This window comes from Dactylosporangium sp. NPDC049140, from assembly GCF_040648435.1.
In genome coordinates this window covers 15,890-42,403 of record NZ_JBEZDS010000070.1, presented here as the reverse complement: position 1 = coordinate 42,403, position 26,514 = coordinate 15,890, and the positions used below count along the sequence as shown (strand labels likewise).

Genomic DNA, 26,514 nt, shown 5'->3' with positions numbered 1-26,514 from the left:
AATCCACGTCGCTCATATCGTTCCCCCCTGGAAAGCCGCTGTCGACAAGAACACTAGGAGCCGGGCCGGAACACCGAATCCCGGAAACGTGCCACGCGGATCAGTAGGGCGCGGTGTAGAAGGTCTCCCAGATGCCGGCCGCCGTGCGGTTCGCGATGAGCGCCGCGTTCCCGCCGTTCTCCGCGGTCACGTAGTTGCCGTTGGCCAGGGCGCGCAGCGTCACGCCGCCGCCCGGCCCTACGGTCAGGGTGAACTTCTCCCACGGGCCGATGTCGGTGCGGTTGGCGATCAGCGGGGAGCCGCCGCCGTTCTCGGCCGTCACGAAGCGGTTGTTCGCGTGCGAGAACAGGGCGACGTACCCGCCCCCGGCGTCGACGATGTCGAACTGCTCCCAGACGCCGGCCTGGGTGCGGTTGGCGATCAGGGGCGAGTTGCCGCCGTTGTCCGCGGTCACGTACCGGCCGTTGGCGTTCGCGCGTACGGAGGCGCGCGCGTTGTACTTCGCGATGCGGTGGAACTTCTCCCACGCGCCGATCGTGGCCCGGTCGGCGGCCATGGGCTGCACGCCGTAGTTGCTCGACAGGTACTTGCCGGTGGCCACCGACAGCAGGCTGAACGAGCCGTCGGCGTTGTTCGACGAGCGGAAGTACGCCGCCGGGGTGAGCTGGAGGCTGGTCGCCCGCAGCGTGCCGTCGGCCCCGGGGACGACGTACCGGCCGTAGTAGCGCAGCGCGATCGTCGTGCCGTCGACCTCCACCACGTCGACCACGTCGCCGTTCGTGGTGCCGGTGCCCTGCAGGACGTTGTCGAGGCCGTTCAGGACGACGAACTTGTTGTTGCCGTTCGTCATCAGCACCTCGCTGTCCAGCACCCGGTTGACGGTGGCGGTCTGGACGCCGGTCGCGCTCAGGCCGTACTTGTCGGTGACGGTCAGCGTGACGGTGTACGTGCCGGTGGCGGCGTAGATGTGCTGGAGGTACCCGTCGGGCTCGCTCACCGGGGCGGTGCCGTCGCCGAAGTCGAAGACGTAGGACAGCGTCGAGAACCAGCCCGGGGTCGACCAGCCACCGCCCGCCGTGACCGTCATGTCCTGGACCCCGACGTCCAGGACGGCGGTCGGGGCGTAGGGGGCTGCCGTGGCGTAGGCCAGGCCCGTCACCGGGTAGGGCGCCGGCCGGGAGGTGACCGTGCCGGTCGGCAGGTCGATCCAGGCGAGGTGGGACTGGTCGGAGGCGACCTGCGCGAGCCGGCCGTCCGGCGTGATCGAGATCTCCGCCGGGCTGTCGGGGACGGCGATCGTGCGCGTCACCGCGGCGGTCGCGGTGTCCACGACCGACACCGACTTCGCCGCGTTGTTCGTCACGTAGACGGCCCGGCCGTCCGGCGTGACCGCCGCGCCGGCCGGGCGCGCGCCGACGGGCACGGTCGCGGTGACCGTGTTCGTCGCGGTGTCGATGACCGAGAGGGTGGCGTCGAGCCGGTTCGGCACGTAGGCCCGGCGGCCGTCCGGGCTCACCGCGACGGCGGCCGGCTCGTCGCCGGTCGCCACGAGGCCGAGCAGCCCGAGGCCGGCCGCGTCGACGACCGCGAGCTGGTCGGTGTCGGCGATGGGTGCGTAGATCCGGGCGCCGTCCGAGCTCAGGGCGAGGCCGCGCGCCGGGCCGGGGAGCGTCACCCGGGCGGTGACCTGGCGGGTCGCGGTGTCCACCGCGGCCAGGACGTGGTCGCCGTCGTCGGCGACGAACAGCCGCCGCCCGTCCGGGGCCACCGCCAGCGCGTACGGCTTGTTCAGGCCGGTGACGGTGCCGGCGACCGCGTTCGTGCGCGGGTCGAGCACCGAAACCGTGGTGCCGTTGTGGTTGGCGGCGTAGGCGGTGCGGCCGTCCGGGGCGGTCACGACCGCGCGGGGGTGGTCGAGGCCGTCGATCTCGTAGAGGACGTCGCCGGTGTCGCGGTCGGCGACGAACAGGCCCTCGTACTGGTCGTTGCCGAGGTAGACGACGGGGCGGGGAGTCGCCGGGAGGGTGGTGGCGGCGTGCGCCGGGATCGCGGCGAGGGCGGTCCCGGCCGTCACGGCGGCCAAAAGGCTTGCGAGCAGGGGATTTCGCATGTGTACCCCGTGAAAGAAGAGGAGCGGGACGGTCCACATTGTCCAGTCGAGCGGTCAGCCGCGGGGCTGCGGGGTGAGTAACGGGGGCGCCGACGGCGGATGGAACGGCGGCGGGTTCTCGACGCCCGCGGCGCGCTCCAGGAGGGCGACCAGGCCGGCCCGCGTCGCGACCACGACCATCGTGTGGGTGCGGTCCAGGGTCCGCCAGGTGTTCTGCTCCGGCGCCCAGAAGGTCTGGACGCCCACGCCCAGGCCCGCGCGGCCGGTCTGCACGGCCACCAGGCGGACCAGGCCCGGCTCGCTGACCCCGCGGAAGTAGTGCCCCTCCAGCTGGGAGCCCGCCCCGACCGGGACCTCGGCCACGAGCAGCACGCGGCGGCCGACCGGGATGGTGTCGATGACCTCGCTGCCGACCATCGACGCGGCGAAGGCGGGCGCGGCCAGGTACGACATGCTGCGTGAAAGATCGATGTCGAACGCGGTCTTGATGCGCTGCGCGAACTCCTCCTCGAAGAGCCGCAGCACGACCCGCAGCTTGGCCTCGGGGTCGGCGCGGCGGCACAGGTCGCGGCCCAGCAGGGCGGCCTCGAGGTTCGTGACGTCCGCCGTGGTGACCACGACCAGGCAGCGGGCGGTCGCCACGGACGCGGAGGTGAGCGTGTCGGGGTTGGTGACGTCGCCGATGATGACCGGCAGGCCGAGGTCGCGGCCGACCTGCACGCCGCGGGCGCGCTCGTCGCGGTCGACGGCGACGACGTCGATGCCGAGGTCGTGCAGCTCCTGGAGCACCCGGGTGCCGACGTTGCCGAGGCCGACCACCACCACGTGATCGGCGACGGGCTCGGTCAGGCCGCCGGCCGCGATCGCCAGGCGGGCCTTGATCACGATGCCGACGACGGCGGCGGTGATCGCCGGGATGACGGCCACGCCGACGACGACCAGGACCAGGTCGACCGCCTGCGACGGGACCGAGGCGTCGTCCTGGGGGTTGGCGCCGCCGAGCGCGGTGAGCACCGCGAGGTACATCGCCTTCCACACGCCGACGTGGCGCACGGTGGCCACCGCGACCGTGCCCAGGGCCAGCACGGCGACGATGCTCGCCAGGATCCGGCGCAGGCCGCCGCCGATGAGCAGCCGGGACAGGCGCATCGGGTGGCGGCGGCGCCTGCGGCGCGGCTCGAGGTCGCGCCGGCCGTACACGCTGGTGAGCACCAGGTCGGCGAGCCCCTCGTCGGCCGGCAGGCTCTCCCCGAGCGCGGTGATCGCCAGGCCGCAGCGGATGTCGCCGGGGTTGGCCAGGGCCCGGTCGACGGCCATGAGCTGCTGGCCGTCGGAGAGGCGGATGGTCGTGGGGTTGCTGTCGCCCAGCGCGGCGGCGACGAAGGCCGGCGCGGCGATCTCCGAGGCCGACAGCACCGCGCAGTTGGACAGCCGCTCGACGACGCCGGCGCCGAGGCGGGTGTTGAACATCCGCAGCACGACCCGGATGGTCGGGTCGACCTCGCGGGCGATGAGCGCGGCGTCGACGTTTGCCACGTCGTCGGTGTCCACGAACGCGATGGCGTCGGCGTCGGTCAGGTCGGCCGTCTCGAACACGGCCCGGGTGACCTTGTGGGCGGCGATGAGCACCGGGCGGCTCAGCGGGTCGTCGTCGGCCCGGATGTCGGCGATCTCGCGGGCCTGGCCGGCCGCGAGGTCGGGCACGATGACCGTCACCTGGGCCGAGTACGTGTTGATCAGCTCACCGACCAGCCGGCGGGCGAGCGCGTTGTCACCCCACACGACGAACTTGCGCACGGCGCCGATCGTAACGACGAAGTGCTACCCGCAGGGAGGCGGAAAACCCTGCAGCAGATTGACGTTGTACAGCAGGATGGCGTACTTCCCGACATCGTGGCGCTCGGCCGGGGCGCCCCACATGTGCTCGGCCTGCTCGGGGGTTCCGTAGAACGGGCGGTCCTTCTCGAACACGACGAATCGGGCGTCGTGTGCGGCCGCGTCGTACATCGTGTTCCTCGACTGCCAGCAGAAGGGCACGAGCCGGTCCCCGCCGCCGACGACGGGCGCCACGACGACCCGGTTCTCGGTGGTCACGGTGATGTTGTTCGAGGCCCAGTACGCGCCCAGGCCGTAGGACAGGCCCCGCTGCCGCAGGAAGTCCGCGGCCTCCTGGGCCTCGGACGGCTCGGCCCGCGGCGGCGAGTAGACGACCACGGTGAGCGCGAAGACCGCCAGCACGGCGGCGAGGGCGCCGCGGCCGAGCCTGACCCCGCGCGCGGAGGACGCCAGCCAGGGACCGGCGAAGCGCCCCGCCAGGGCCGCGGCCATCGGCAGGATCGGCGCGATCTCCCGGGCCGCCATCAGGTCGACGGAGATGGTGGAGACGATCTCGGCGCCCAGGTTGCAGGTGATCGCCGCGATCATGACCGAGTCCACCCGGTCGGCCGTGCCGCGCACCGCGCGCACCAGGGTGACGACGAAGGCGGCGAGCGCCACCGCGAAGCCGATCAGGTGCAGCAGCGAGAGAAGGATCTCGAACGCGGCCGGGTGCCAGCCGGGCCGGTGGGTGCCGAAGATCACCCCGGCCATGCGGGCCGTCATCCAGGCCCGGTGCGGCCAGTCCGCCAGCGGCGCCAGCTCGATCGGCGGGTGGGGCGACTGGAAGGCGCCGAGCGCGTCGAGCAGGTGGCGGAAGCCGCGGGAGACGACCACCGAGACCACGGCCGCGGCGACCAGGGACAGCTCGTAGACGCGTTCGCCGGAGCCCGCGCGCAGGGCTCGGTAGGCGCAGACGACGGCCAGCGGTACCGCACCCACGAACGTGATGAGCGGGTCGCCCATCGCGCCCCAGCCCAGCAGCAGCGCGACCAGCACCGGGGTCCACACGCGGTGCCGGAGCCGGTCGAGCACGAGCCAGGCCAGGACCAGCGGCACCCCCGAGCCCGTGTGGTTCGGCGAGGAGAGCAGCGTCTGGTACCCGGTGCCGGGAACGGGCAGGAGGAGGATCGCGACCGCGACCCCCACGCGCAGCCACGCCTCGCGGCCCGTGGCCCGGCCCTTGGCCAGCGCCGCGGCGAGGAACAAGATCATCGTGTAGGTGATGGCCGCCGTCACGTGCACCTGGTCGGCCGTGACCCCGGTGAACCACTGCACGATGCCGTACTGCACCAGCTCCGTCGGGTAGAACGACACGTCGGAGAGGGCCCAGCCCTTGAGCAGCGGGTTGCCGTGGAATATGTCCCAGGCCTGCAGCGCGTTGCTGGCGCCGTCGCCGTTGATCGGGAACGCGCGGGCCATCCGCAGGTACGCCAGGACCAGCCCGACGGCCACGACGACGCTTCCGGCCCCGATCAACACCCTCTGACGCACCCGGGCAGGGTATCCGATTACTCGTATTCGTCGGCCAGCTCCCGGTATGCGGCGAGCACCACCTCGGTCCGCGACACCAGGTCGGGCTCGGGCCGCGAGCGCAGCGAGCCCAGCAGCGCCTCGGCCGCCGTCACCCGCAGCCGCGCCCGGGTCTGGGCGGCCCGCTGGTCGAGAAAGTCCTGGCAGAGCCCGGCCAGCCGGCGCAGCTGCCCGGCCCGGCGGCGCACCTCGGCGTCGACGTCGGTGAGCCGCTGCCCGATCTCGGCCTGCCGGTCGGTGACCGTGCTGAACAGGCTGCCGGCCCCGATCGGCTCGCCGACCGAGGCGCGCAGGTCGCGGTCGGCCGTGCGCAGCTCGCCCCGCTCGGCGAGGGCCTGGGCCAGGTCCCACAGCGCCCGCTCCAGCGTCCGGGTCGGGTCGTCCGGCTCGGCCAGCCGCTCCAGGGCCGGCCAGGTCAGCCGGATGCGGTCGGCGTTGGCCGCGGCCGCCTCGAACTCGGTGCGGTCGCGCGGGTCGGTCAGGTACCGCCGCAACGCCGCCCCGCGCCGTGTCGGCGCGCGCACGAGCGCGTAGCCGGCCAGCAGGAACACGGTCGCCGCGACGATCGCGAGCACCCCGCGCAGGGCCGCGGGCGGGGCGAACCAGTGGATGGCCAGCGCCACCGCGGCCGCCGCCGTGAGCGCGGCCGCATAGAGCGCGTGGACCCACTTGTCGACCGGCCAGAAAGGGCCCGCGGGTGTACCCGTCGAGCCCGGCCGGGGCCCGGTCTCGTCCCCGATCGCGGCGAGGCTGCGCTCCACCGCGTTCCCGCCGCGCTGCAGCACCCCGACGCGGAACCCGCGCAGGTAGTCGATCACCGCGCGGCCCGCCGCTGCCGGGTGCGGGCGGCCAGGCTCGCGACCACGAGCGCGATCAGGGCCCCGAGCACCCCCCAGGCGACCCCGCCGAGCACCGCGGCGGCCGACGCGGCCGGGATGGACAGCGGGCCGAGCCGCCCGGGCAGGTGCTGCGCGGGCGCGGCGGCGAGCGTGACGAGCGCGGCGGCGGCCAGGCCCAGCAGCGGGGCGTACGGCTGCGGGACCAGGGCCGCGAGCACGGCCGTCAGCAGCACCCCGAGCAGCGGACCGAGCCACGGCAGCACGGTCAGCAGGCCGACGGCGACCGCCGCGGCCTGCGGGTGGCCGACCCCGCACGCGGACAGGACCGGCCAGGCCACCGCCGCCGCCAGCGCGCCCCACAGGCATCGATGGGTGGCGGCGGTGGCGGTCCCGGCGACCCGGGCCGGCCGCGAGCCCGAGCGCAGGATCAGCACCGGCTCCGGCATCGGCTCGACGACCCGGACAACCGCACCCGCTCTCACGCCGCCACCTCCGCAAGCTCCGGCGGCGGCGCGAAAGAGCTGTGCCTGTGGTGGACGGCCCCTCCGCTCCGCTCCGGACCGCTCACAGAAGCCTGAGTTCCCGCGCGCGCTCGACGGCCTCCCGCCGGCGGCCGGCGTGCAGCTTGCGGTAGATGTTCTTGACGTGCGTCTTCACGGTGTTGACCGAGACGTACAGCGTGGAGGCGATCTCCAGGTTCGACATGGTGCCCTGCAGGTAGCGCAGCACCGTGAGCTCCCGCTCGGTCAGCGGCTCGACCAGGTTGGCGTCCCCGCCGTTGCGTGAGCCCCCGGCCAGCGGCGACGAGCCGGCCGCCAGCTCGGCCGCGAGCGGGTGGTAGACCGGCAGCAGCGGCGCGAAGTTGGCCAGCAGGTCGCGCACCGGGTGCCCGCCGACCAGGAACGGGCGGCGGAAGCTCTCCTCCTCGGCGATGTCCAGCGCCACCTCCAGGCCGCGCAGGACCCGGTTGCGGTCGCCCAGCGTCCGCCCCGCCAGGCTGGTCAGGATGGCCGCCTGCACGGTCCAGGTCAGCGCGGTGTCGACCGACGGGGTGGCGTACTGCGCGGCCGTCGTCGCCGCGGCCGCCGCCTTGCCCTCGATGAGCGCCGCGGACGCGTCCACGCACGCGGCCCAGCCGGCGAACACCTCCGGGTCGCCGCCGGTGGCCACGAGCCGCCGGGCCGCGCCGAGGTCGCCGCCGCTGATGCGCAGCTCCGCCTCGGTCAGCGCGAGCCCGCGCTCGACCGCCGGGGCCAGCGCCGCCCCGCCCAGCTCGCGGCGGGCCGTGTGCAGCACCTCCAGCGCCGCGGCGAGCCGCCCGGAGCCGTGGCGCAGCTTCGCGCGTACCGTTGCGATCGACACCAGCAGGTCGGGGTCCCCGGCCGCCAGGTCCAGTGCCTCGTCCAGCAGGCGGTCGGCCTCCGCGATGCGGTCCCACTCGCCGTAGACGCCGGCGAGGGCCATGCGCACCCAGCCCAGGTCGGTGGCGTCGGTGATGCCGAAACGGTCGGCGGTCACCAGCGCCTGCCGGCCCAGCCGGGCGCTGGCCCGCAGCCGGCCGCGCATCGACTCGAGCACCGCGAGCTGGGAGGCCGCGCAGACCTGAGCCTGGGCCAGGCCGGCGCGCTGGGCCAGCACGAGCGCGCCGTGCAGTGGGGCCCCGGCCGCGCCGAGCTCGCCGAGGCGCAGGCGGGCCTCGCCCTCATCGAGGAGCGTCAAGGCCCGGGTTTCATCGTTATTTGGCGATATTTCGGACACCTCGGCGAGCATCCGGCGCGGGTCGCCGCCCAGCCACGCCTCGGCCGCGACGAACGCGCGGAACATCGGCGTGGTGCGGTCCTCGCCGCAGCGGCGCAGGAAGTCGCGGGTGCCCTCCAGGTCGCCGACGCGCAGCCGCTCGGCCGCGAATGCCAGCGCGAGCCGGGGGTCGGTCGACTCCTCGGCCGCCGGGGCGTGCGGGGCGGCCTCGTGCGGGCGGTCGTACCGGACCCCGCCCACGATGTCCGGCCAGGAGCGCTCGAGCGTCTCGACCGCCCCGGTCCAGTCCTCGGCCAGCAGCGCGTGGCGCAGCGCCTCGGCCGGGATGCCGTAGGTGCCGTGCCAGGCGGCCGCCCGCCGGTGCAGGTCGGCGACCCGTTCCGGGCTGCGACGCAGCAGCTCGGCGTGCAGGGTGCGGGCGAAGAGGGGGTGGAAGCGGTACCAGCCGCCCGGCCCGGCGTTGCGGGTCAGGAACGCGTTGGAGCCCTTGAGCTCGGCCAGCACCCGCGCGCCGTCGTCGCGGCCGGTGATCGCCTCGACCAGCCCGGCGTTGAGCCGCGGGGCGATCGCCGTCTCCAGCAGCAGCCGCCGCGTCTCGATCGGCAGCGGTTCGATCACCTCGCCGGTGAGGAAGTCGCCGACCGCGCTGCTGAACGCGCCGCCGTCGTCGAGCACCCGCTCCGGCTCCGGGTGCCCGCGCATCGCCATCGCGGCGAGGCGCACGCCGGCCGGCCAGCCCTCGGTGATCGAGTGCAGCGAGTACAGCGTCGCGCTCGGCAGCACCACGTCATGGGCCGCGAGCAGCTGGGCGGTCTCGGCGATGGTGAGCGACAGGTCGCCCGTGCGCATCTCGGTCAGGGAGCCGTCGACCCGCCAGCGGTACAGCGGCAGGGAGGGGTCCCGCCGGCAGGACAGCACCAGGCGCAGCTTGCCCATACCGTGGCGGACCAGCGCCTCGAGCTCCGCCAGCGCGTCCGGGTCGCTGATCTCGCGCACGTCGTCGACGACCACCACGTGCGGCCGCTGCAGCGAGTCGACCACCCGCAGCAGGTTGTCGCCGTCGCTCTTGCCCCCGGGCGTGTCCGTCGACTCGGACAGCGCGCCGAGCAGCTGGCCGGGCACGTCCGCGCCCCCCTCGACGTGCGAGGTCACCCAGCGCACCACCGGCAGCTCGCCGGCGTCGCCGATGCGCACGGTGCGCGCCCAGGCGACCAGCGCCGCCGTCTTGCCCCAGCCGGCCGGCGCGGTGACCAGCGTCAGCGGCGCGCGCACCGCGGCGTCCAACTGCGCGACCACCCGCTCCCGCAGCACGTACCCCGGCGGAAGATCCGGCACCGCCACCGACGACGACACCGCGAAATTTCGGCGATCCTGCTGTACCAACGCTTGTGACACCCGTGCCCCCCGATATCGCTTTCCCGGCCCTGTTTCGACGCGGATGGCTCGCAGTTTTTCCACTCGTCTTTCATCCGGGCCAAACGTCACGAGCAAAGCATCGGCGCACGCTGCGGCGCCTCACCCGGCCCGGGTGGTCCACCCGCCTCAAGCCCAGCGATTTCCCTTACGTGCCAACGGTTCCATTGACACCATTGCACCGCCGCGCGGGGTGCCGGAGGCTCACCCGATTCGGATGACGCGCGCTCACCACGGTCGTCGGCAGCGTTGAGCGCTGCCGCCCGTCATTCGCAACGGGCTTGGGGAGGAGGACCAGCGAGCATGAGCGCGGTTGTGGGCGAGATCGAGCTGAGCCCCGCGAACGGATTCGAGCTGAGCCTGAGGGGCTACCACCGCCCGCAGGTCGACCGGTACATCGCCACCTTGCAGATGCGGCTCACCACCGCCGAGACGGAGCTGGCCGCGGCCCGGTACCGCGAGCAGCAGCTCAGCGGCCGGGTGGAGCGCCTCGGGGCCGAGCTGGAGGAGTGCCGGGGCGCCGACGAGTCCTCCAAGGCCGTCGGCGGCCGCATCCAGCGGATCATCGAGCTCGCCGAGGAGGAGGCCGGCGCCCTGCGCACCCAGGCCCGGGAGGACCTCGACGGCGCCCGCACGGCCGGCGAGGCGCTGCTCGCCGACGCCCGCAAGCACGCCGAGGACGCCATGCGCGACTTCCAGGCGGCCCTCTCCCAGCGCCGCGCCGAGGAGGCCCGTGTCGAGGCGAACCGGCGGGCCCAGTGGGACGCCCGCCGCCAGCGCCAGCGCGAGGCGGCCGAGAACCTCCTGGCCACCACGCGCTCGGTCGGCAACGACACGGTGCAGGTGACCCGGCGGCTGCTCGACGCGCTCATCGCCGAGCACAGCAAGCTGCTGGCCGACGTGGAGACCGCCGAGAAGGAGATGGCCAACCTCTCGTCCGCGTGATGGCGATCGGGCAGGTGCTTCACCCCGGCCGGGTGAGGACGGATCACTCCGGTACCGGGCAGGATCTCTTATGTGACAAGGCAAACGACGGACGGACCGGGGCCGATGACTGCTGCATCGTCCACTGTGGTCTGTCCGGTCCCGCCAGCCGCGGGCGTCGCGTCGTCGGTGGTCCCCGACGCGACGAACCCAGCTGGGCCGCTCGGTGAAAACCGTTGAGCAGGGGGTACTCAACGGTCCCAGGAGTCAGTGGTGAAGATGGCCCACGTCCTGAGCACCGGTCGGCCTTCAGCGAGGGCGGCGGGAGCCGATGGGTGGGCGGCTGATCCGGAGGAGGCCGCCCACCCATCGCAAGTCACACCATGAACCGGGGCGGCGCGCTCCCAGGCCCGCGCCGTCCTTTTTTTCTGCCATCGTGAGGGCATGGCGTCCTCGCTGATCCATCGGCTGCGGCACATGCTCACCCCGCACTCCCATGACGCGGCGGACAAGTTCGACCCGGCGATGGAGGGCTCCCGCGAGGGACTCCGGGCGCTGTGGGTCTCGCTGGTCGGCCTGGGGGCCACCGCCGCGCTCCAGGGGCTGGTCGCGGCCTGGTCCGGCTCGGTCGCCCTCCTCGGCGACACCCTGCACAACGTGGCCGACGCGCTGACGGCGGTGCCGCTGGGCATCGCCTTCCTCGTCGGCCGCCGCCCGGCGAACCGGCGGTACACCTACGGCTACGGCCGTGCCGAGGACCTGGCCGGCATCGCCATCGTGCTGACCATCGCCGCGTCGGCCGCGCTGGCCGCCTACGCGGCGGGGGAGCGGCTCCTGCACCCGCAGCCCGTGAGCCGGCTGCCCTTCGTCGCGGCCGCCGGCCTCGTCGGCTTCGCGGGCAACGAGCTCGTCGCGCGGTACCGCATGCGCGTCGGCCGCCGCATCGGCTCGGCCGCCCTGGTCGCCGACGGCCTGCACGCCCGCACCGACGGCTACACGTCCCTGGCCGTCCTGCTCGGCGCCGGCGGCGTCGCCCTCGGCTGGGCCTGGGCCGACCCCCTGATCGGCCTGCTCATCACGCTGGCGATCCTGTTCGTGCTCAAGGATGCGGCGCGGGAGGTGTACCGCCGCCTCATGGACGCGGTGGACCCGGCCCTCATCGCTGACGCGGAGGCGGCCCTGGCGGCGACGCCGGGAGTTGTACGCGTGGCGGCGCTGCGCATGCGCTGGATCGGCCACCGCCTGCACGCGGAGACGGACCTGGTGGTCGGCGCGGACCTGTCCCTGACGCGGGCCCACGAGATCGCGGTGGACGCGGAGCACCGGCTGCTGCACGCGGTCCCGCGCCTGACCGCGGCGACGGTGCACCCGGACCCGGCGACGGCCCACGCCCACGACCCGCTGGACCACCACCGGGACCCGTCGGCCGGGCCGGCCCCGGACCACCCGGACCTGGACGCGCCGGAGCACGGACACTCACACAGACACTGACACGCGAAAAGTCCGGCGACCCCGCGGGAAGCCGGACTTTTCGGTGGGCTGCGATGGTGTCAGCGCGGGCGCGTGCCCGGGCCCGACGTCGGCGTCGTGGACGACGGGTCCTCGGCGCGGTGGGACGCGGACGTGTGCGGTGTCTCGCCCGCGTACGGCGGCGGGGCCGTGCGGTCCGGGCCGACCTGCGGTGCGCCGCCCGTGTACGGGTGGGGCGCGTCGGTCTGCTGATCCTCCGGGACCGGCCGGGGCTGGTTCATCGGGAAGCCCGTGTCGCGGGCCTGCTGGTGGTCCGCACGGTGGACGCCGCCCACCGGCGCGGCCGGCGGGAGCTCCTCGCGGGGCGCCCAGTGCACCGTCAGCGCGAAGAGCACGATCACGTCCAGGGTGATCATGAGCAGCGACCAGACCGGGTACGCGCCCAGCCAGGCGATCTGCGACAACGCGTGCAGGGAAACGATCACGATTGCGGCGACGCGGGCCGCTGCGCTGCGCAGGAGCAGGCCGATGCCGCACAGGGTCAGGAGCGCGCCGAAGACGATCATCACCACGCCCACGCCGGTGAGGTCCACCACGACCAGGCTGTCGCCATCGATGAACGTGACCTGGTTCTCCAGCAGCGCCACGAGCCCCTCGAGAATGTTGAGGACCCCGAGCACCGCGAGCAGGACGCCCGCGAACGTGATCCAGCCGGACCAGACGCCGGCTCGGCGGGTACTGGTGTCAGCCATTGCTTCTCCTTCTCGAATGAGGTCGCCCCGGGATGGGCCGCGGCGGACAAGAGAGGAGGCGCCGCGGCCGGATCCGGCGAAACTCGTGTGGCGACCTCCCTCCCTTGGACATGCGGTTACCGGTGCTTTTGCCTGTGATCGTTCGGCTTGCCCGGATGATGGGGCATCACCCGGTGCGTGTGAAGGGCTCCGGCGCCGGGGCGTCCGCCGGGCCTCACCCGGAGTGGGTGAGGCCCAGTCACCCGCGGCCGTCCGCACAATGCGGTCGTGGAGATGGCCTGGATCCCCGGTGGCACCTTCGCCATGGGTGCCGAGGGCTTCTATCCGGAAGAGGCGCCCGTACGCAAGGTCGCCGTCGATGGGTTCTGGATCGACTCGCACCCGGTGACGAACGCGGAGTATGCGCTGTTCGTGCAGGAAACCGGGTACGAGACGATCGCGGAACGGATCGACGAGCAAGGCCCGCCGGGCTCGATGGTGTTCGTGCAGCCGCCCGGCCCCGTGCCGCTGCGCGACTGGCGGGTGTGGTGGGAGCTGCGGCCGGGTGCGTCCTGGCGGCAGCCCTTCGGCCCGGGCACCGACATACGCAAGCGTTCGGCTCACCCCGTGGTGCACATCGCCTACGAGGACGCCGCCGCCTACGCGCGCTGGGCCGGCAAGGACCTGCCGACCGAGGCCGAGTGGGAGTTCGCGGCGCGCGGCGGGCTCGACGGGGCGCCGTACCCGTGGGGCGACGACCCGGAGCCGGGCCGCGCCAACATCTGGCAGGGGATCTTCCCATGGCTGGACCGCACCGACGACGGGCACGGCACCAGCCCGGTCGGCGCGTTCGCGGCCAACGCCTACGGCCTGTTCGACGTGGTCGGCAACGTGTGGGAATGGACCTCCGACTACTATCGCTCGGGCAACGCGCGCTTCGGCGAGGTCGAGGGTGAGATCCCGCAGAACCCGCGCGTCGACTCACCACCCGGGGCTACCGTCTTCAGCAGCCGAGTGCTGAAGGGTGGTTCCTACCTCTGCTCGACGGGGTACGACCACCGCTTCCGGCCCGCCGCGCGCCAGCCGGAAGCCATCGATAACGGTAGTTGCCATGTCGGCTTCCGATGCGTACGGCGACAGGCCCCCGTAGCTGCGACAACAGCCGGGTGACCACGGATAGTATTTTGTTCACCCCCTACGGGTGAGGCGACATCACCTTTTGTCGCCTCACAATCCCGTGGTCATCCGCCGTGCTGCGGTGGGTGGGAGGGGGCGAAATACGTTGGGGCAGAAAACGCTCGTTGACACCATCACCCGTCCCGCACTGCACTTCGCAGTGCCTGAGCCGCCCCGCTATCACGTGCCGCGACCGCGTCTGCTGGACGCCTTGGATCGCGCCGTTGCGGGGCCTTTGACATTGATTTCCGCTCCAGCGGGGTGGGGCAAGACCACCCTGCTGGCCGAGTGGGTGGCGGCCGGGCGAGCACCCTGGCCGCTGGCGTGGCTGACCGTCGAGGCGCACCACGGCCCACGCTTTTGGGAGCACGTGCTCGATGCGGTCGCCCAGGCCACCGGCGAGGAGCCGGCCGAGAGCGGCGCGGACGGGCCGGGTGAGGCCCTGGAGGCGCTCGTCACCCTGCTGCGCCGGGCCGGACCGCCGGTGGTGCTGGTCCTGGACGACCTCCAGGAGCTGTCGGTCCCGCGGGTGTGGGGTGAGCTCGAGACGCTGCTTTCCCAGGCGGGTGACCGCCTGCGTCTCGTGATCTCCTGCCGGACCGATCCGGCGCTCACGCTGTACCGTTTCCGGATCCGCGGCGCCCTGAGCGAACTGCGGACCGGCCCGCTCGGCTTCACCCTGGACGAGACCGCGCAGATGCTGAACGCGCACGGCGTCCGGCTGGCCGAGTCGGCCCTCGTCGAGCTGCACGCGGTGATGAAGGGGTGGGCCGCCGGCCTGCGCCTCGCCGCGCTCGCGGTGCAGGGTCACCCGGAGCCGGACAGTCTGGTACCGCGGTTCGCCCTGCAGGACCGGGCGCTGGGGGAGTACCTCGTGGGCGAGGTCTTCGACACGCTGCCGGAGGACGTCCGCGAGGTCGTGCTGTGCACCTCGGTGCTCGACCAGGTCAGCGCCGAGCTCGTGGAGGCGTTGACCGGCCGCGTGGACGGGGCCCGCATCCTGGGCCAGCTCGAGCACTCGAACCTCTTCGTGGTCCAGGGCAGCAGCAATGCGGGGATGTACCGCTGTCACCCGCTCTTCGGCCTGATGCTCTACGACGAGCTGCGGCACCGCCGGCCCGAGCAGGTACGCCAGCTGCACCGGCGGGCCGCCGACTGGTTCTCCGCGCACGACCAGCCGGCGGACGCTCTTCGCCATGCCCTGGCCGCGCGCAACTGGAGCCAGGCCTCGGACCTGCTCGCCGCGAGCTGGCAGGAGCTGGTACCGGGCGCCCGGGTGCGGACCATCAAGGAGCTGGTGCCGCCGCCTCCGCAGGAGGTGCGCAACGATCCGAAGCTGGCCCTGGCCTTCGCGGCCGAGCGGCTCGACGCGAGCGACCCGCAGGGCACGGAGACGTTCCTGCACCTGGTCGACCGCTCGCAGCACACGCTTGTCGAGTCGGCGCGGGCCGAGCTGCGCCCGATCGTCGACAGCTTCCGCGTGGCCGAGGCGCACCAGAGCCAGAAGCCCGAACAGGTGCTGGCGACCGCGCCGCTGCTGCTGCGCGAGGACACCGGCCTCGACGACCAGGACACGGCCCGGATGCGGGCGCTGGCCCTCGTCGCGGTCGGCGGCGCCCGGCTCATCCAGGGCGATCTCGTCGCCGCCGAGCTGGCGCTGCAGGAGTCGCTGAGCCTGGCCCGCCGCTGCGGCGGCGTGCAGTCCCAGCTCGCCGCGCTGCGCCAGCTCGCGCAGCTCAACGCGGCCCGGGGCCGGCTCACCGCGGCGATGCGCTACGGCAAGGAGACGCTCGCGCTGGCCGACCGCGAGGGCCGCACCCAGGGCAACGACGTGGTGTGGGCCCAGCTCACCGTGGCCGAGGTCTGCTACCTGCAGGCCCGCGTCCGGGCGGCCGAGCACTACCTCGACCGGGCCCTCGACGGCGGCGGCCTGGCCGACCCGGCGCTCGTGGCGGTGGCGACCATGACCCGCGCCCACATCCGGGCCGCGGCCGGGGATGCGCGCGCGGCGTGCACGGAGCTGGCCGCGATCCGGCGGCAGCTGGCCGACTGGCGGTACACGCCGAGGATGCAGCACTGCGTCACGCTGGCCGAGGCCGAGCTCCGGCTCGCGGCGGGCGACACCGAGGCGGCCAAGCGGCTGCTGACCCTGGAGCCGGTCGAGATGCTGGCGCCCTGGCTCGGTGTCGTGCGCGCCAAGGCCCACCTGGCCGAGCGCCGGCCGGCCGCGGCGCTGGGGGCGGTTCAGCCGTACCTGGAGCACACGGTCGGCTCGCTCGTGTGGACGGTCGACGCGAACCTCACCAGCGCCCGGGCCCTGCGTGCCCTGGGCGACCGCTCCAAGGCCGGACGGGCCCTGGAGCAGGCCCTGCGCCACGCTGACGACGAGTCGATCCGCTGGCCCTTCGTCGCCGGCGGCCAGCCGGTGCGGGAGCTGCTCGTGACGTACCTGCCGGCCGGCAGCGGCTACCGCGGCCTGGCCGAGGACATCGCGCAGGAGCTCAACGGCTTCGGCCGGCCGCCGGCCGCGGCGGGGGAGCTCGCCGAGCCGCTGACCGAGCGGGAGCTGGCGGTGCTGCGGTACCTGCAGGGGACGCTGTCGGCGGGGGAGATCGCCTCGATGCTGTACGTCTCGGTCAACACCGTGAAGACGCACATGAAGAACATCTACCGCAAGCTGGGCGTCGGCCGCCGGCGGGAGGTGATCGAGCGCGCTCGTGAACTCAATCTCCTGTAGCACCAGCCGCCTTTAGGAGCGCGAACCCACAGCCGGGTTCGCGCTCCTTTGTGTTTGGTGTTTGGTGTTTGGTGTTGTGTTCGGTGCGGGTGTGCGGGTGTGCGGGCATGAAAAAGCGGCGGCGGCCTCCCGGTGGGGAGGACCGCCGCCGCTTTTCCGGCGGGGTGAGACGGCTCAGCGGTTGACGTACGGCCGCGCGCCGATCGCGGCCAGCTCCTCGGGCTCGCCGCCGTCCACGCTCTCCGCCGCGATCGCCGCCTCGCCGGCCAGCACCAGCGGCAGCGGGTCGATCAGCGGGTCGAGGGAGTCGAGGGAGGCGCGCTGGACCGGCACGTGCGCGTCGGCCGGCGGCACGGTGGCCTGGCCCACGGCGCGCACCCAGACCGACGGGGTGTCGCCGACGAGCTCAGCCTCGACGGTCTCCTCGACGGGCGCCGAGGCCATCGGCGCGCCGACGGACGCGGTCACGATCACGGTGTCGTCCTGCGACCCGACGCCGACCGTCCGCAGGTGCTCCGACAGCGCACGGGTCGTCGGGTCCTCGATGACCTCCGGCGGTAGCAGGTCGATGGTGATGATGTCGTCGCGGGAGACGCTGTGGCGCACGGGCGGACGGCCGGCCTTGTGGCGCCCGTGGTACGCGTCCGAGCGGCTGTTGCGCCGCAGGGTCAGCTTCGCCACCGGGACCGGGCGCAGGGGCCGGACGGGCCGGATGGCCTCGTCGTCCTCGGCGGCCACCACGCTGCCGCGCGGCACCGTCAGGATGAACAGGATGATCACGTCCAGCGTGACCATCAGCAGCGACCACGCCGGATAGGCGCGCAGCATGGCCAGCTGCGAGATCGCATGCAGCGCCACGATGCTCGCCGCCACCGCCTTCGCGCTCGGGCGGCCGGCGCGCAGCACGAGGCCCGCCACGGCCAGCAGCGCGCCGAGCGTCGCCGTGGCCGCGGCCCAGGTGCCGGCGCTGGTGAACGCCACATCGTTGCGGTCGAATCCGACCTTGTCGCCGGCAAATGCCACCAGCAGTCCCTGCGAGACGTTCAGGGTGCCCACCAGCGTGAGCATCGTGGTACCGAACGTCCGAAATTCCTTGACCCGCATCCGCCCGACTTCTCCTCGTTCTAAAAATGACGGCAAACAAACGTGAGGCCGTGCCGGTCCCCGGTCGAAACCAAGGACCGGCACGGCCTTATATCCCCCGTAAACGCGAACCCGGCCCTCTCGGACCGGACCCGCACTTTTGTTCCCCCCGGAACAGGCCCGACCCGTGGTGTCCGGTCCCGCCGCCCGCGGCACCGGACACCGGCGCAGACCCCTCCACGCCGGTCGCGGGGGCGCCGGCTGGCCCCTCCCGCGGACGTGGGTGGGTCTCCCGGCCTCCCCGTTCCCGGACTTCGGCGCCTGCCCAAGTCGGCAACGTGTCGTGCCTGAGAACATGATTCGAGCGAGCCGGGTGAATGGGGATCACCCTCGATGGGTGAACGGCCGGGTGGCGTGCGGGCACACGCCGGAGGGCCGGTGCTACACGGGCTCGGCGGCGAGCAGGCAGGCGTCGTCGTCGGGGTTGCCGCGGTGGGCGCAGTCCAGCGCCGTGCGCAGCCGCTCGCCCGGCGCCGAGGCGCGCACGGCCACCCCCACCTCGTCGGCGAGGCCCTGCACGCCCTGGTCGATCGCGCGGTCGCGGCGCTCGACGACGCCGTCGGTGTACATCAGCAGCAGGTCACCCGCGTCGACGACGATGGACGCGGTGGCGTAGCGCGCGGCCGGGTCGACGCCGAGCGCCATGCCGAACGGCTGGGCCAGCGCGCTCACCCCGGCCGTGGTGGCCCGCAGGATCGGCAGGTGCCCGGCCCGGGCCCAGGTCAGCGAGTGGTCGGCCGGGCGGAAGCGGCCGCACACGGCGGTGGCCAGCACGGTCGACGGGCGCCGGCAGAGCATCCGGTTGAGGGCGGCCAGGATCGCGCCCGGCTCGTCCCCCGCCAGCGCCAGCCGGGTCATCGCGGCCCGCAGGCGCAGCATGGTGGCGGCGGCGGGGCGGCCGTGGCCCATCACGTCGCCGACGGCGAGCATGACATCCCCGCCGGGCAGGGGCGTGCTGAGGTACCAGTCCCCGCCGACGGGTCCGGCGTGCCTCGCGACGGCGTACCGCACGCCCACCCGCACGCCGTTGACCTGCTCCCGTAAACCAGTCATGGGCCATATCGTGTCCCCGCCCCGGCCCCGGGCGACTCGCCTGCGGCGGGTGAGGGCCTAGATGAGGCTCAGCTCGCGGCCGCGTCGCACAGCGTCACGGCGGCGGCTGACACCTAGCTTGCGGTACACGTGCCGGACATGGGTCTTGACGGTGTTCGCCGAGACACTGAGCACCGTGGCGATCTCGGCGATGGACAGCATGCTGCGCAGGTACTGCAGCACCAGCGTCTCGCGCTCGGTCAGCGGGTCGGTCATGTGCTCGGCGGCCACGTCGAACACGTCCTCGGCCGGCTCGGGCTCAGGCTCGGGCTCGGGCTCCTCGTCCCGCCCGGTCTCCGCCGGCCCCTTCAGCAGCCCGGCGATCCACGCGCCCTGGCCGAGGAACGGGGCCCGGATGCCCTCGGGCGCGGCCACCCGCAGCGCGAGCTCCATCTGCTCGAGCGCGCCCGCGGTGTCGCCGAGGCGGTGCAGCGCCTGGGCCAGCAGGACCCCCGCCACGACCGCCACCGTCAGCGCGGGCGACGGCTCGGCGAGCAGCTCCTCCAGCTCCCGGGCGGCCGTCTCCGGGCGGTCGCGGGCCAGCGCCGTCCGGGCACGGGCCAGCGCCACGGCGGGGGAGCCGGGCACGTGCCGGTCGAGCTCCTCGAGCACCGCGAGGGCCTTGTCCGGCTGTCTCTCGGCCAGGTACAGGTCGGCCTGCAGGACCCGTGCGGCGATCTCGGCCGTCGGCGGCAGGGCGCCGATCCGGCCGCCCAGCAGCGGCTCCACGACCTCCGCCGCGCCGGCCAGGTCGCCGCAGTCGAACTGCAGCAGGGCCAGGCTGAGGATGCCGCTGAGCCAGCCGTGCGGGTCGGGTGGCATCTCGGCGGTGATGCTCTCGTCGAGGTGGTACCGCGCCTCGTCGAGCTGCCCGCGCAACCGGCACACGGCGGCGAGCACCAGCCGGGCGTAGCTGATGTTGCGCGACTCCGCGATGCCCGCGTCGCGGCTGCCGTCGAGCACGCGGCGCGCGCACGCCGCGGCCGCCGACAGCCGTCCACGGTGCAGGTGCACGAGCGCCTGCTGCCGGTTCGCCTGCACGATGAGCAGGTTGAAGCCGGACTTGCGGGCCAGCGCGGCGCCGCGCTCCAGGGCGGCGTCGGCGTCCTCGATCGCGCCGCCGGCGATCGAGGACCCCGCGATCGTGAGGTGGGCGGCCGCGCGGGCGCCGTCGGCCGCGTCGGCGTAGAGGTGCTCGCCGGCCGCCTCGTCGGTGCGCTGCAGCAGGCGCGCGGCCGCGTCCGCGGAGCGGCCGGGGTCCTCGGCCGTGATCGCCTCGGCCAGCCGCACCGCGGCCAGGATCTCGGCGTCCAGCGGGGTCGGCGCCTCGCCCAGCGCGCGCTCGCCGAGGCGGATGAACGCCGACATGCCGGCCGTGTCGCCGGTGTCGCGGCAGCAGACGGCCAGCGCGAAGGCGAGCATGGGGCGCTCGGCGATGTCGCGGGGAGGCTGCGGGCCGGTCCGCAGCGCCATCGCGCGCGGCCCCGACCCGCAGAGCTCCGGCCAGTACTGAAGAAATAATCGTTCGGCGCTCACCCAGTCGGCGCCGAGCACGGCGTGCACGACGGCGTCGCCGGGCAGCCCGTTCGCGGCGTACCAGCCGGCCGCCGCACGGTGCAGGGCGCCCTCCTCGGCGGCCAGCACGGTGCGCACCTCGGCGCGCAGCACCGAGCGCAGCAGGCGGCGGTAGCGGTACCACGAGTGGGAGCCGCCGTAGAACGTGGCCAGGGCGTTGGCGCGGCTCGCCTGGGCCAGCTGGCGGGCCCCGTTGCGGCTGCCGGACAGCGCCTCGACCAGGCCCGGGCAGACCGTCTCCACGATCGAGGTGCGCAGGATGACCTCGTAGACGTCCGGGTCGAGGTGGGCCAGGATCTCCCGTTGCACGTACTCGGTCAGCCCGACCTGCTCGTTCAGCCCGGCCTCGCCGGCGAGCAGGTCGGTGACCACCCGCTCGGGCTCGTGCCGGCCGACCATCGCCGAGAGGGCCACCGCCACGGCGGCCGGCCAGCCCTCGGTGACATGCCAGAGCGCGTGCCGGAAGTGCTGGGCCAGCCGCACCTCGAGCCGCTGGGCGAGCCCGGTGACCTCGGTCTGGGCGAAGGCGAGGTGGTCGGCGCGCAGCTCGGTGAGCTGGCCGCGCACCCGCCAGCGGTACAGCGACAGCGGCGGCTCGCTGCGGGCCAGCAGCAGGAAGCCGATGCGCTCGCCGAGGCGGGTCATCAGCCGCTCGACCCGGCGCAGCACCGTGCGGTTGGTGACGTTGTGCAGGTCGTCGAGGACCACCACCGGGCGCTCGGGCAGCCGGCCGTTGTTCCACGCGTAGGTGGCGGGGTCCAGCGCGATGCCCGCGGCGTTCAGCGCGGATGTGAGCTGGCGCCAGGCCGCGGCCCCGCAGTTCGGCTCGAACCGCACGTAGGCGGTGCGCCCGGGCGGCCGTCCGGCGCGGATCCACGACGCCGCGAGCACGGTCTTGCCCCAGCCCGTCGGCGCGCAGACCAGGGTGACCGGCTGCTGCATCGCCGTGTCGAGCTGGTCGAGCAGTCGTTGGCGCTCCAGGTGTACCGCGGGCAGGCCCGGTACTTCCCGATCGGGCACGATTTCGGCGGGTTCCGGCCGTACCTCCAGGGACCGCGCGGTGCCGGCCCACCCCGCCGAGCCCAGGAACCGGTCGGCGGCGTCGTTGTGCGCCAATCTGTCAAGCGTGGTTTCGCCGTGGTGGCTGCTATGCACCGTCACTCCCGAAGATGCGGGTCTACGACGTGCCCGGATTGGCACCTTTCCCGTGCTGATTGGCCGTGTTCGACGTCGAACACCATAGAACCCGGAGCCCGTTTCGTGGAGGGTTTCATTGAATTTCGTCGATGTGCACAGGCGTGGAGGATCCCCCGTTTTCTCATTTTGAGCCCGACTGCAATAGACGCACATCGATTTATTGCAGGGGTGCAGCCAACCGCGAGTATGCAATTGCGTGGGCGAATGGGGGCTTTTGCCCAATTTTGCTGTCGGCGTGTCTTGGTACAAGCCATGCACCGATTACGGAGTGTGAGCCACCACTGTTTACGCTTGGGTAGCCCGGTGTTGGCCGGGGGTGGTGCCGCGGGTGAACGACCCCCTGGCACGGCCTGGCCCCCGGCTCTTGCGGAGAGCAGCGGCGTGTCGCACGCCCAACTGCGGAGTTTCATTTCTGATCTTACTCAACGGCGGGGCCGGAGAAATGACGATCTTTCTCATAATTACAAGCTTGTCATCAGTGAAATTGCTCTGAGATTTAGATCGGCTTACTCAATCAGGTGCCAATCTGCAATTTGCACTCGTGAACTTCGGACGATTCCGGCGAATTCGGTCAGTCGGGTATGGCGGTGACGAACGTCGATCGGATAGCGGCCTATCCTGCATATTCCCCGTCGGGGGATAAATCCGCAAAATCTGGTCAGCGAACCTTGCATTTCCCGCCTGAACTGGGCAAACGCGGGTCAGCTGGCCTGGGCGGCCGCGTCGTCCTCGGCGACCGGGACTCCCGACGCCCGCGAGAAGGCCGACAGCCCCTGCAGCAGCGCCACGCGGTCGTCCGGCGCCATCCGCCGCAGAACCGTCGCGATCGTCTCCTGCCGCTGGCGCCTCAGGCCGTCGAGCAGCCGGCGCGCCGTCGGGGTGAGGACCAGCCACACCTCGCGGCGGTCGCGCTCGTCGGCGGTGCGGCGCAGGAGGTCGGCGGCCTCCAGGCGGTCGCACAGCCGGCTGGCCGAGGACGGCGCGGTGTGGAGGGCGACGGCGAGCTGGGTCAGGTTGACCGATCCGGCCTGGTCGACGACGCCCAGCACGCGCAGCTGGGCGGCGGACACGCCGGAGTTGTCGTTGGCCGCGCTCGTCGCGAGGACGAGGGCCTGGCTCGCGGCGTCCGCCAGGGTCGCCGCGTGCGCCAGGTCATCGTGGCTCGACGGGTGCGGTGAGGGTCGGCTCCGCACTTTGTCCTCCGTGTGTCGCGGCGGTCACGGGTCGGCTCGGGGCGACCAGTCCAGGCAGATGATCAGGGCGTCGTCGGCAAGCTCGGCGCCCGCGTGATAGTCACGAAGGCTCCGCATGACACTGCTGATCGCCTCGGCCGGTGGTTGCAACCGGGTCGATCGTATGGCACGGCTCAACTCCCGCTCACCGAACGTCGCCTCGTTCGGCCTAGTGGCGGCATGCACCCCGTCACTCACTACGAAGAGACGATCGCCAGGGTTCAACCTGGTGTGCTCCTCCACGTACCGGGTGTCGCCGAACATGCCCAGCGGCAGCTGTGCGTCCAGGACCATCTCGCTCACCTGCCCGTTGCGGACCATGATCATGCGCGGCGACCCGGCGTCGATCATGTGCAGCTCGCCGGTGACGGTGTTGAGCGCGAGCAGGAGCGTGGCCACGTGCCGGGCCCCGCCGTACTGCGAGAAGATCGCATCCGCCGCGAGCACCGCCTGGTCGGTCAGGTCGCCGGGGTGGCCCTGCCCCGAGGGGATCGAGCGGCGGGCGTTGCGCATCGCGTTGACCGCGAGCGTGGTGAGCAGGGCCGCGTCCAGGCCGCTGCCCATCCCGTTGAGCGCGGTCACGGTGAGCCAGTCGCCGTTTATCGACCAGTCGAAGTGGTCCCCGCCGACGGCGTAGGCCGGCTCGAGCTGGCCGGCGAACTTCATGCCGGGTTGCTCGTACGCCCGCGCCGGCAGCAGGTCCCACTGCATCTCCGCGGCCATGGTCAGCCGCCCGCTGCGCCGCCGGTCCATGTAGTAGCGGTCGGTGCGCCGGTACGCGGCCGCCAGGGCCACCGCGAAGCTCTCCGCGAGCTCCTCCAGCCCCGGCCGCTCGGTCGGCACCCGGTCGGCGTCCAGCCCGACGCTGAGCACGCCGACCCGTTCGCCCCAGGCGGTCACCGGCAGGTGCAGCCGGGCGATGGCCTGCCCGTCGCGGGCCTCCAGCACCGGGGTCTGGCTCGCGAACGCGCGCATCGCCGGGCCGAGCTGCTCGCCGAGGAACTCGTCGGGCTCGGTGCCGCTCGGCGAGAGCGCCGTCGTGCGATAGTCGGCCAGCCACACCGTGCTGCTCTTCGTGCCGTGGTTCGCGCTCAGATACGCGTCGAGCGCCTCCACCAGGCGATCCGGTGGAGACGTGCGCAGTGTCTTGTCGAGGGAGCCAACGCGGGACATGCGAGCCTTTCGCCAGCCTTTGCTTGCCGTGCGGCAAACAATATAGGGCAGGCTTGTCGGCTAACTGGTACCCACTCCCGTCCGAGATTTACACCCAGCGCGATCCGAGCCACATACGTGAGAACCATTCGGTATACGAAATGTTCATTCCCGCGTAAATCGGATAGAAGTACGCAAAGCACGCGGCGACCAGGAGCATGTACGCGCCCACGATGATCGCGCCGATGAGCCGCTGGTCGCTGTTCGGCCGCAGGTGGCGGGCCGGGCCGAGGATCGCGCCGAGCACGTAGACCACGGCCAGCACCAGGAACGGCTCGGCCGGAAGGCAGTAGAAGTAGAACATCGTGCGGTGCTCGGGCATCTCGTTGAACCAGGGCAGGATGCCGGTCAGGGCGCCCGCCATGATCAGCCAGGCGCGGCCGTCGCGGCGGGCGACGGCCAGCCAGCCCAGCGCGATCAGCGCCGGCAGGAACGACCACCACAGCAGCGGCGTGCCGAGCAGCAGGATCTCCGAGGCGCAGCTGGGAGCGCCGCAGGGGCCGGACTGCTCCCAGTAGAAGGCCACCGGGCGGCCCAGCAGCAGCCACTGCCACGGCCACGACTGGTACTGGTGCTTGGTGCTCAGGCCGGTGTGGAACTTGTACGCCTCGCTGTGGTAGTGCCACAGGTTCACCAGCGGGTCGATGAACCGGTCGTGCGGCAGGCCGTTGGTCTCGGCGTACCAGTGGCGGAAGTACCCTCCGTCGGAGAGGAACCAGCCCCACCAGCAGTTGATGTAGACGACCGCGGCGATGGCGATCGTGCCCGCGAACCAGATGACGCCCTCGGCCAGGACGGTGTCGCGGATCCAGTGCTTGAAGCCGGCGCTGCGGCGGGCGCTCATGTCGAACAGCACCATGGCCACCGCGAAGATCAGCACGTAGTAGATGCCGCTCCACTTGACGCCGCAGGCGAGGCCGAGCGAGATCGCGCAGAGCAGGCGGTACCACGGGAAGCCCAGCCGGGCCCGCGCGCGCGGCCGGTCCGGATCGAACCCGTCGTCGAGCACCTTCAGCCAGCGGGCCCGGCGCTGTTCGCGGTCGAGCACCAGGAAGAAGAACGCGACAACGATCCAGAACATCAGGAAGATGTCGAGCAGGGCCACGCGGGAGAGCACGAAGTGCATGCCGTCCAGCGACATCAGCAGGCCGGCGGCGCCCGCGAGGATCGTGGAGCGGAACAGGCGGTGGGCCGCGATGATGATCAGCAGGATCGAGATGGCGCCGACGGTCACGGCCGAGATGCGCCAACCGAAGGAGTTGTACCCGAAGAGCTGTTCGCCGATCCCGATCATCCACTTGCCCAGGGGCGGGTGCACGACGTACTGCGGCGTATTGTCCTCGGGGTTCCACTCCACGCCCCGCTGGAGCAGGTCCTGCGCCTCGTTGGCGTAGTAGACCTCGTCGAAGATGACGTCCTTCGGGTGCGCGAGGTTGACCAGGCGCAGTACCAGCCCGACGCCGGTGATCAGCGCCGCGACCAGCCAGAAGTTGAGCCCGCCCTTCGGCGCGCGGGCCAGCCGGCGGCGGACGATGTCGGGAACCGCACGCGGCCCGCTGGACGGCACCGGGGCGGGGGCGGGGCTCTCCGGCTCGCTTTGTTGGGTCAGCACACCCGAGGTCATTGAGCGATCGTAGGGGTCGGGATGCCACCATCGCACATGTGCCGTTGATTCTGCTCGGAGCGCCGCTGGGAAATCCCGAGGATGCGTCCCCCCGCCTGCGTGAAACACTCGCAACCGCCGATGTCATCGCGGCCGAGGACACGCGCCGGCTGGGCCGGCTCGCGCAGCACCTCGGGGTCGAGATCACCGGCCGGCTGGTGAGCTACTTCGAGGGCAACGAGGAGCGGCGCACCCCGGACCTGGCCGAGGACCTGGCGGCCGGGCGCACGGTCGCCGTGGTGACCGACGGCGGCATGCCCAGCGTCTCCGACCCCGGCTTCCGGCTCGTGCGCGCCGCCGTCGCGCTCGGGGTGCCGGTCACCGCCGCGCCCGGCCCGAGCGCCGTGGTGACCGCGCTGGCCGTCTCCGGGCTGCCGTGCGACCGCTTCTGCTTCGAGGGGTTCCCGCCGCGCAAGCCCGGGGAGCGCCGCTCGTTCTTCGCGACGCTCGCCGCCGAGCCGCGCACCCTGGTCTTCTTCGAGTCCCCGCACCGCATCGCCGACACCCTGGCCGACATGGCGCTGGCCTTCGGCGAGGACCGCCCGGCGGCGCTGTGCCGGGAGCTCACGAAGACGTACGAGGAGATCCGCCGCGGCACGCTGGCCTTCCTGGCCGCGGACGCCGAGACCGCCCGGGGCGAGATCACGCTCGTGGTCGCGGGCGCGCCCGCCACCGCGGCCGAGCGCCCCTCCGGCGAGGCCCTGGCGGCCGAGGTGGCCGCGCTGGTGGCCGGCGGTACCGACCGCAAGCAGGCGACCCTGGAGGTGGCCAAGCGCCACGCCCTGGCCAAGCGCGAGGTCTACGCGGCGGTCATCGCTCACAAGTGAGCCCCCT

18 protein-coding genes are annotated in these 26,514 nt (G+C 72.9%); 5 read left to right on the top strand and 13 right to left on the bottom strand.

Annotated features, from left to right (window positions below):
• Positions 1–100: 100 nt before the first annotated feature.
• The 6 genes from AB0B76_RS53750 to AB0B76_RS53725 form a co-directional block, all read right to left on the bottom strand.
• Complete coding sequence (locus AB0B76_RS53750) at positions 101–2,110, bottom strand: PKD domain-containing protein (protein ID WP_360392511.1); 2,010 nt, start codon at positions 2,108–2,110, stop codon at positions 101–103.
• A 54-nt stretch (positions 2,111–2,164) separates the two neighbouring features.
• Positions 2,165–3,907: an NAD-binding protein gene (locus AB0B76_RS53745; RefSeq protein WP_360392508.1), complete on the bottom strand. Its 1,743-nt coding sequence runs from the start codon at positions 3,905–3,907 to the stop codon at positions 2,165–2,167.
• Between the two features lie 24 nt (positions 3,908–3,931).
• The gene (locus AB0B76_RS53740; RefSeq protein ID WP_360392506.1) at positions 3,932–5,479 is read right to left on the bottom strand and encodes a hypothetical protein; all 1,548 of its coding nucleotides are present in this window, start codon (positions 5,477–5,479) and stop codon (positions 3,932–3,934) included.
• Between the two features lie 17 nt (positions 5,480–5,496).
• Positions 5,497–6,336 carry a hypothetical protein gene (locus AB0B76_RS53735; protein ID WP_360392503.1) on the bottom strand — a complete coding sequence of 280 codons (840 nt, stop codon included), beginning with the start codon at positions 6,334–6,336 and terminating at the stop codon, positions 5,497–5,499.
• Positions 6,333–6,839: a hypothetical protein gene (locus tag AB0B76_RS53730; RefSeq protein WP_360392501.1), complete on the bottom strand. Its 507-nt coding sequence runs from the start codon at positions 6,837–6,839 to the stop codon at positions 6,333–6,335. Before AB0B76_RS53730 ends, AB0B76_RS53735 begins: the two co-directional genes overlap by 4 nt.
• 82 nt (positions 6,840–6,921) lie before the next feature.
• Positions 6,922–9,468, bottom strand: a complete 2,547-nt coding sequence (locus AB0B76_RS53725; RefSeq protein ID WP_360392498.1) for a LuxR C-terminal-related transcriptional regulator — start codon at positions 9,466–9,468, stop codon at positions 6,922–6,924.
• Between the two features lie 363 nt (positions 9,469–9,831).
• On the opposite strand from AB0B76_RS53725, the gene AB0B76_RS53720 reads away from it, so the two are divergent.
• Together AB0B76_RS53720 and AB0B76_RS53715 are read left to right on the top strand one after the other, a co-directional pair.
• Positions 9,832–10,473, top strand: coding sequence for a hypothetical protein (locus tag AB0B76_RS53720; RefSeq protein ID WP_360392494.1), 642 nt, complete (start codon positions 9,832–9,834; stop codon positions 10,471–10,473).
• Between the two features lie 423 nt (positions 10,474–10,896).
• Entirely contained in the window at positions 10,897–11,943 is a 1,047-nt protein-coding gene (locus AB0B76_RS53715; RefSeq protein WP_360392491.1) for a cation diffusion facilitator family transporter, read from the top strand.
• 59 nt (positions 11,944–12,002) lie between these two features.
• Here the strand turns inward: AB0B76_RS53715 and AB0B76_RS53710 are convergent, their stop codons facing one another.
• Positions 12,003–12,674, bottom strand: a complete 672-nt coding sequence (locus AB0B76_RS53710; RefSeq protein ID WP_360392488.1) for a hypothetical protein — start codon at positions 12,672–12,674, stop codon at positions 12,003–12,005.
• A 273-nt stretch (positions 12,675–12,947) separates the two neighbouring features.
• Between AB0B76_RS53710 and AB0B76_RS53705 the strand changes: the two genes are divergently transcribed.
• Both AB0B76_RS53705 and AB0B76_RS53700 read left to right on the top strand, forming a co-directional pair.
• Positions 12,948–13,823 carry a formylglycine-generating enzyme family protein gene (locus AB0B76_RS53705; RefSeq protein WP_360392520.1) on the top strand — a complete coding sequence of 292 codons (876 nt, stop codon included), beginning with the start codon at positions 12,948–12,950 and terminating at the stop codon, positions 13,821–13,823.
• Between the two features lie 31 nt (positions 13,824–13,854).
• A complete protein-coding gene (locus AB0B76_RS53700) occupies positions 13,855–16,566 on the top strand; it encodes a LuxR C-terminal-related transcriptional regulator (RefSeq protein WP_360392485.1) in 2,712 nt (903 codons plus the stop codon).
• Positions 16,567–16,740: 174 nt separating this feature from the next.
• On the opposite strand, the gene AB0B76_RS53695 is transcribed toward AB0B76_RS53700, so the two are convergent.
• From AB0B76_RS53695 to AB0B76_RS53670, 6 genes are all read right to left on the bottom strand, one after another.
• Positions 16,741–17,670 (bottom strand): hypothetical protein, encoded by a 930-nt coding sequence (locus AB0B76_RS53695; RefSeq protein ID WP_360392483.1) that lies wholly within the window; start codon positions 17,668–17,670, stop codon positions 16,741–16,743.
• A gap of 420 nt (positions 17,671–18,090) precedes the next feature.
• On the bottom strand, positions 18,091–18,762 hold the full coding sequence (locus AB0B76_RS53690) for a PP2C family protein-serine/threonine phosphatase (protein WP_360392481.1): 672 nt from the start codon (positions 18,760–18,762) through the stop codon (positions 18,091–18,093).
• Between the two features lie 57 nt (positions 18,763–18,819).
• Positions 18,820–21,492: a LuxR C-terminal-related transcriptional regulator gene (locus AB0B76_RS53685; RefSeq protein WP_360392479.1), complete on the bottom strand. Its 2,673-nt coding sequence runs from the start codon at positions 21,490–21,492 to the stop codon at positions 18,820–18,822.
• A gap of 782 nt (positions 21,493–22,274) precedes the next feature.
• Positions 22,275–22,766: a MarR family transcriptional regulator gene (locus AB0B76_RS53680; protein WP_360392476.1), complete on the bottom strand. Its 492-nt coding sequence runs from the start codon at positions 22,764–22,766 to the stop codon at positions 22,275–22,277.
• A 24-nt stretch (positions 22,767–22,790) separates the two neighbouring features.
• Positions 22,791–23,978, bottom strand: coding sequence for a PP2C family protein-serine/threonine phosphatase (locus AB0B76_RS53675; RefSeq protein ID WP_360392474.1), 1,188 nt, complete (start codon positions 23,976–23,978; stop codon positions 22,791–22,793).
• Between the two features lie 88 nt (positions 23,979–24,066).
• Complete coding sequence (locus tag AB0B76_RS53670; protein WP_360392472.1) at positions 24,067–25,641, bottom strand: phospholipid carrier-dependent glycosyltransferase; 1,575 nt, start codon at positions 25,639–25,641, stop codon at positions 24,067–24,069.
• Positions 25,642–25,670: 29 nt separating this feature from the next.
• Here AB0B76_RS53670 and rsmI point away from each other — a divergent pair, with 29 nt between their 5' ends.
• Entirely contained in the window at positions 25,671–26,507 is an 837-nt protein-coding gene (gene rsmI / locus AB0B76_RS53665; protein WP_360392517.1) for a 16S rRNA (cytidine(1402)-2'-O)-methyltransferase, read from the top strand.
• Positions 26,508–26,514: the final 7 nt, after the last annotated feature.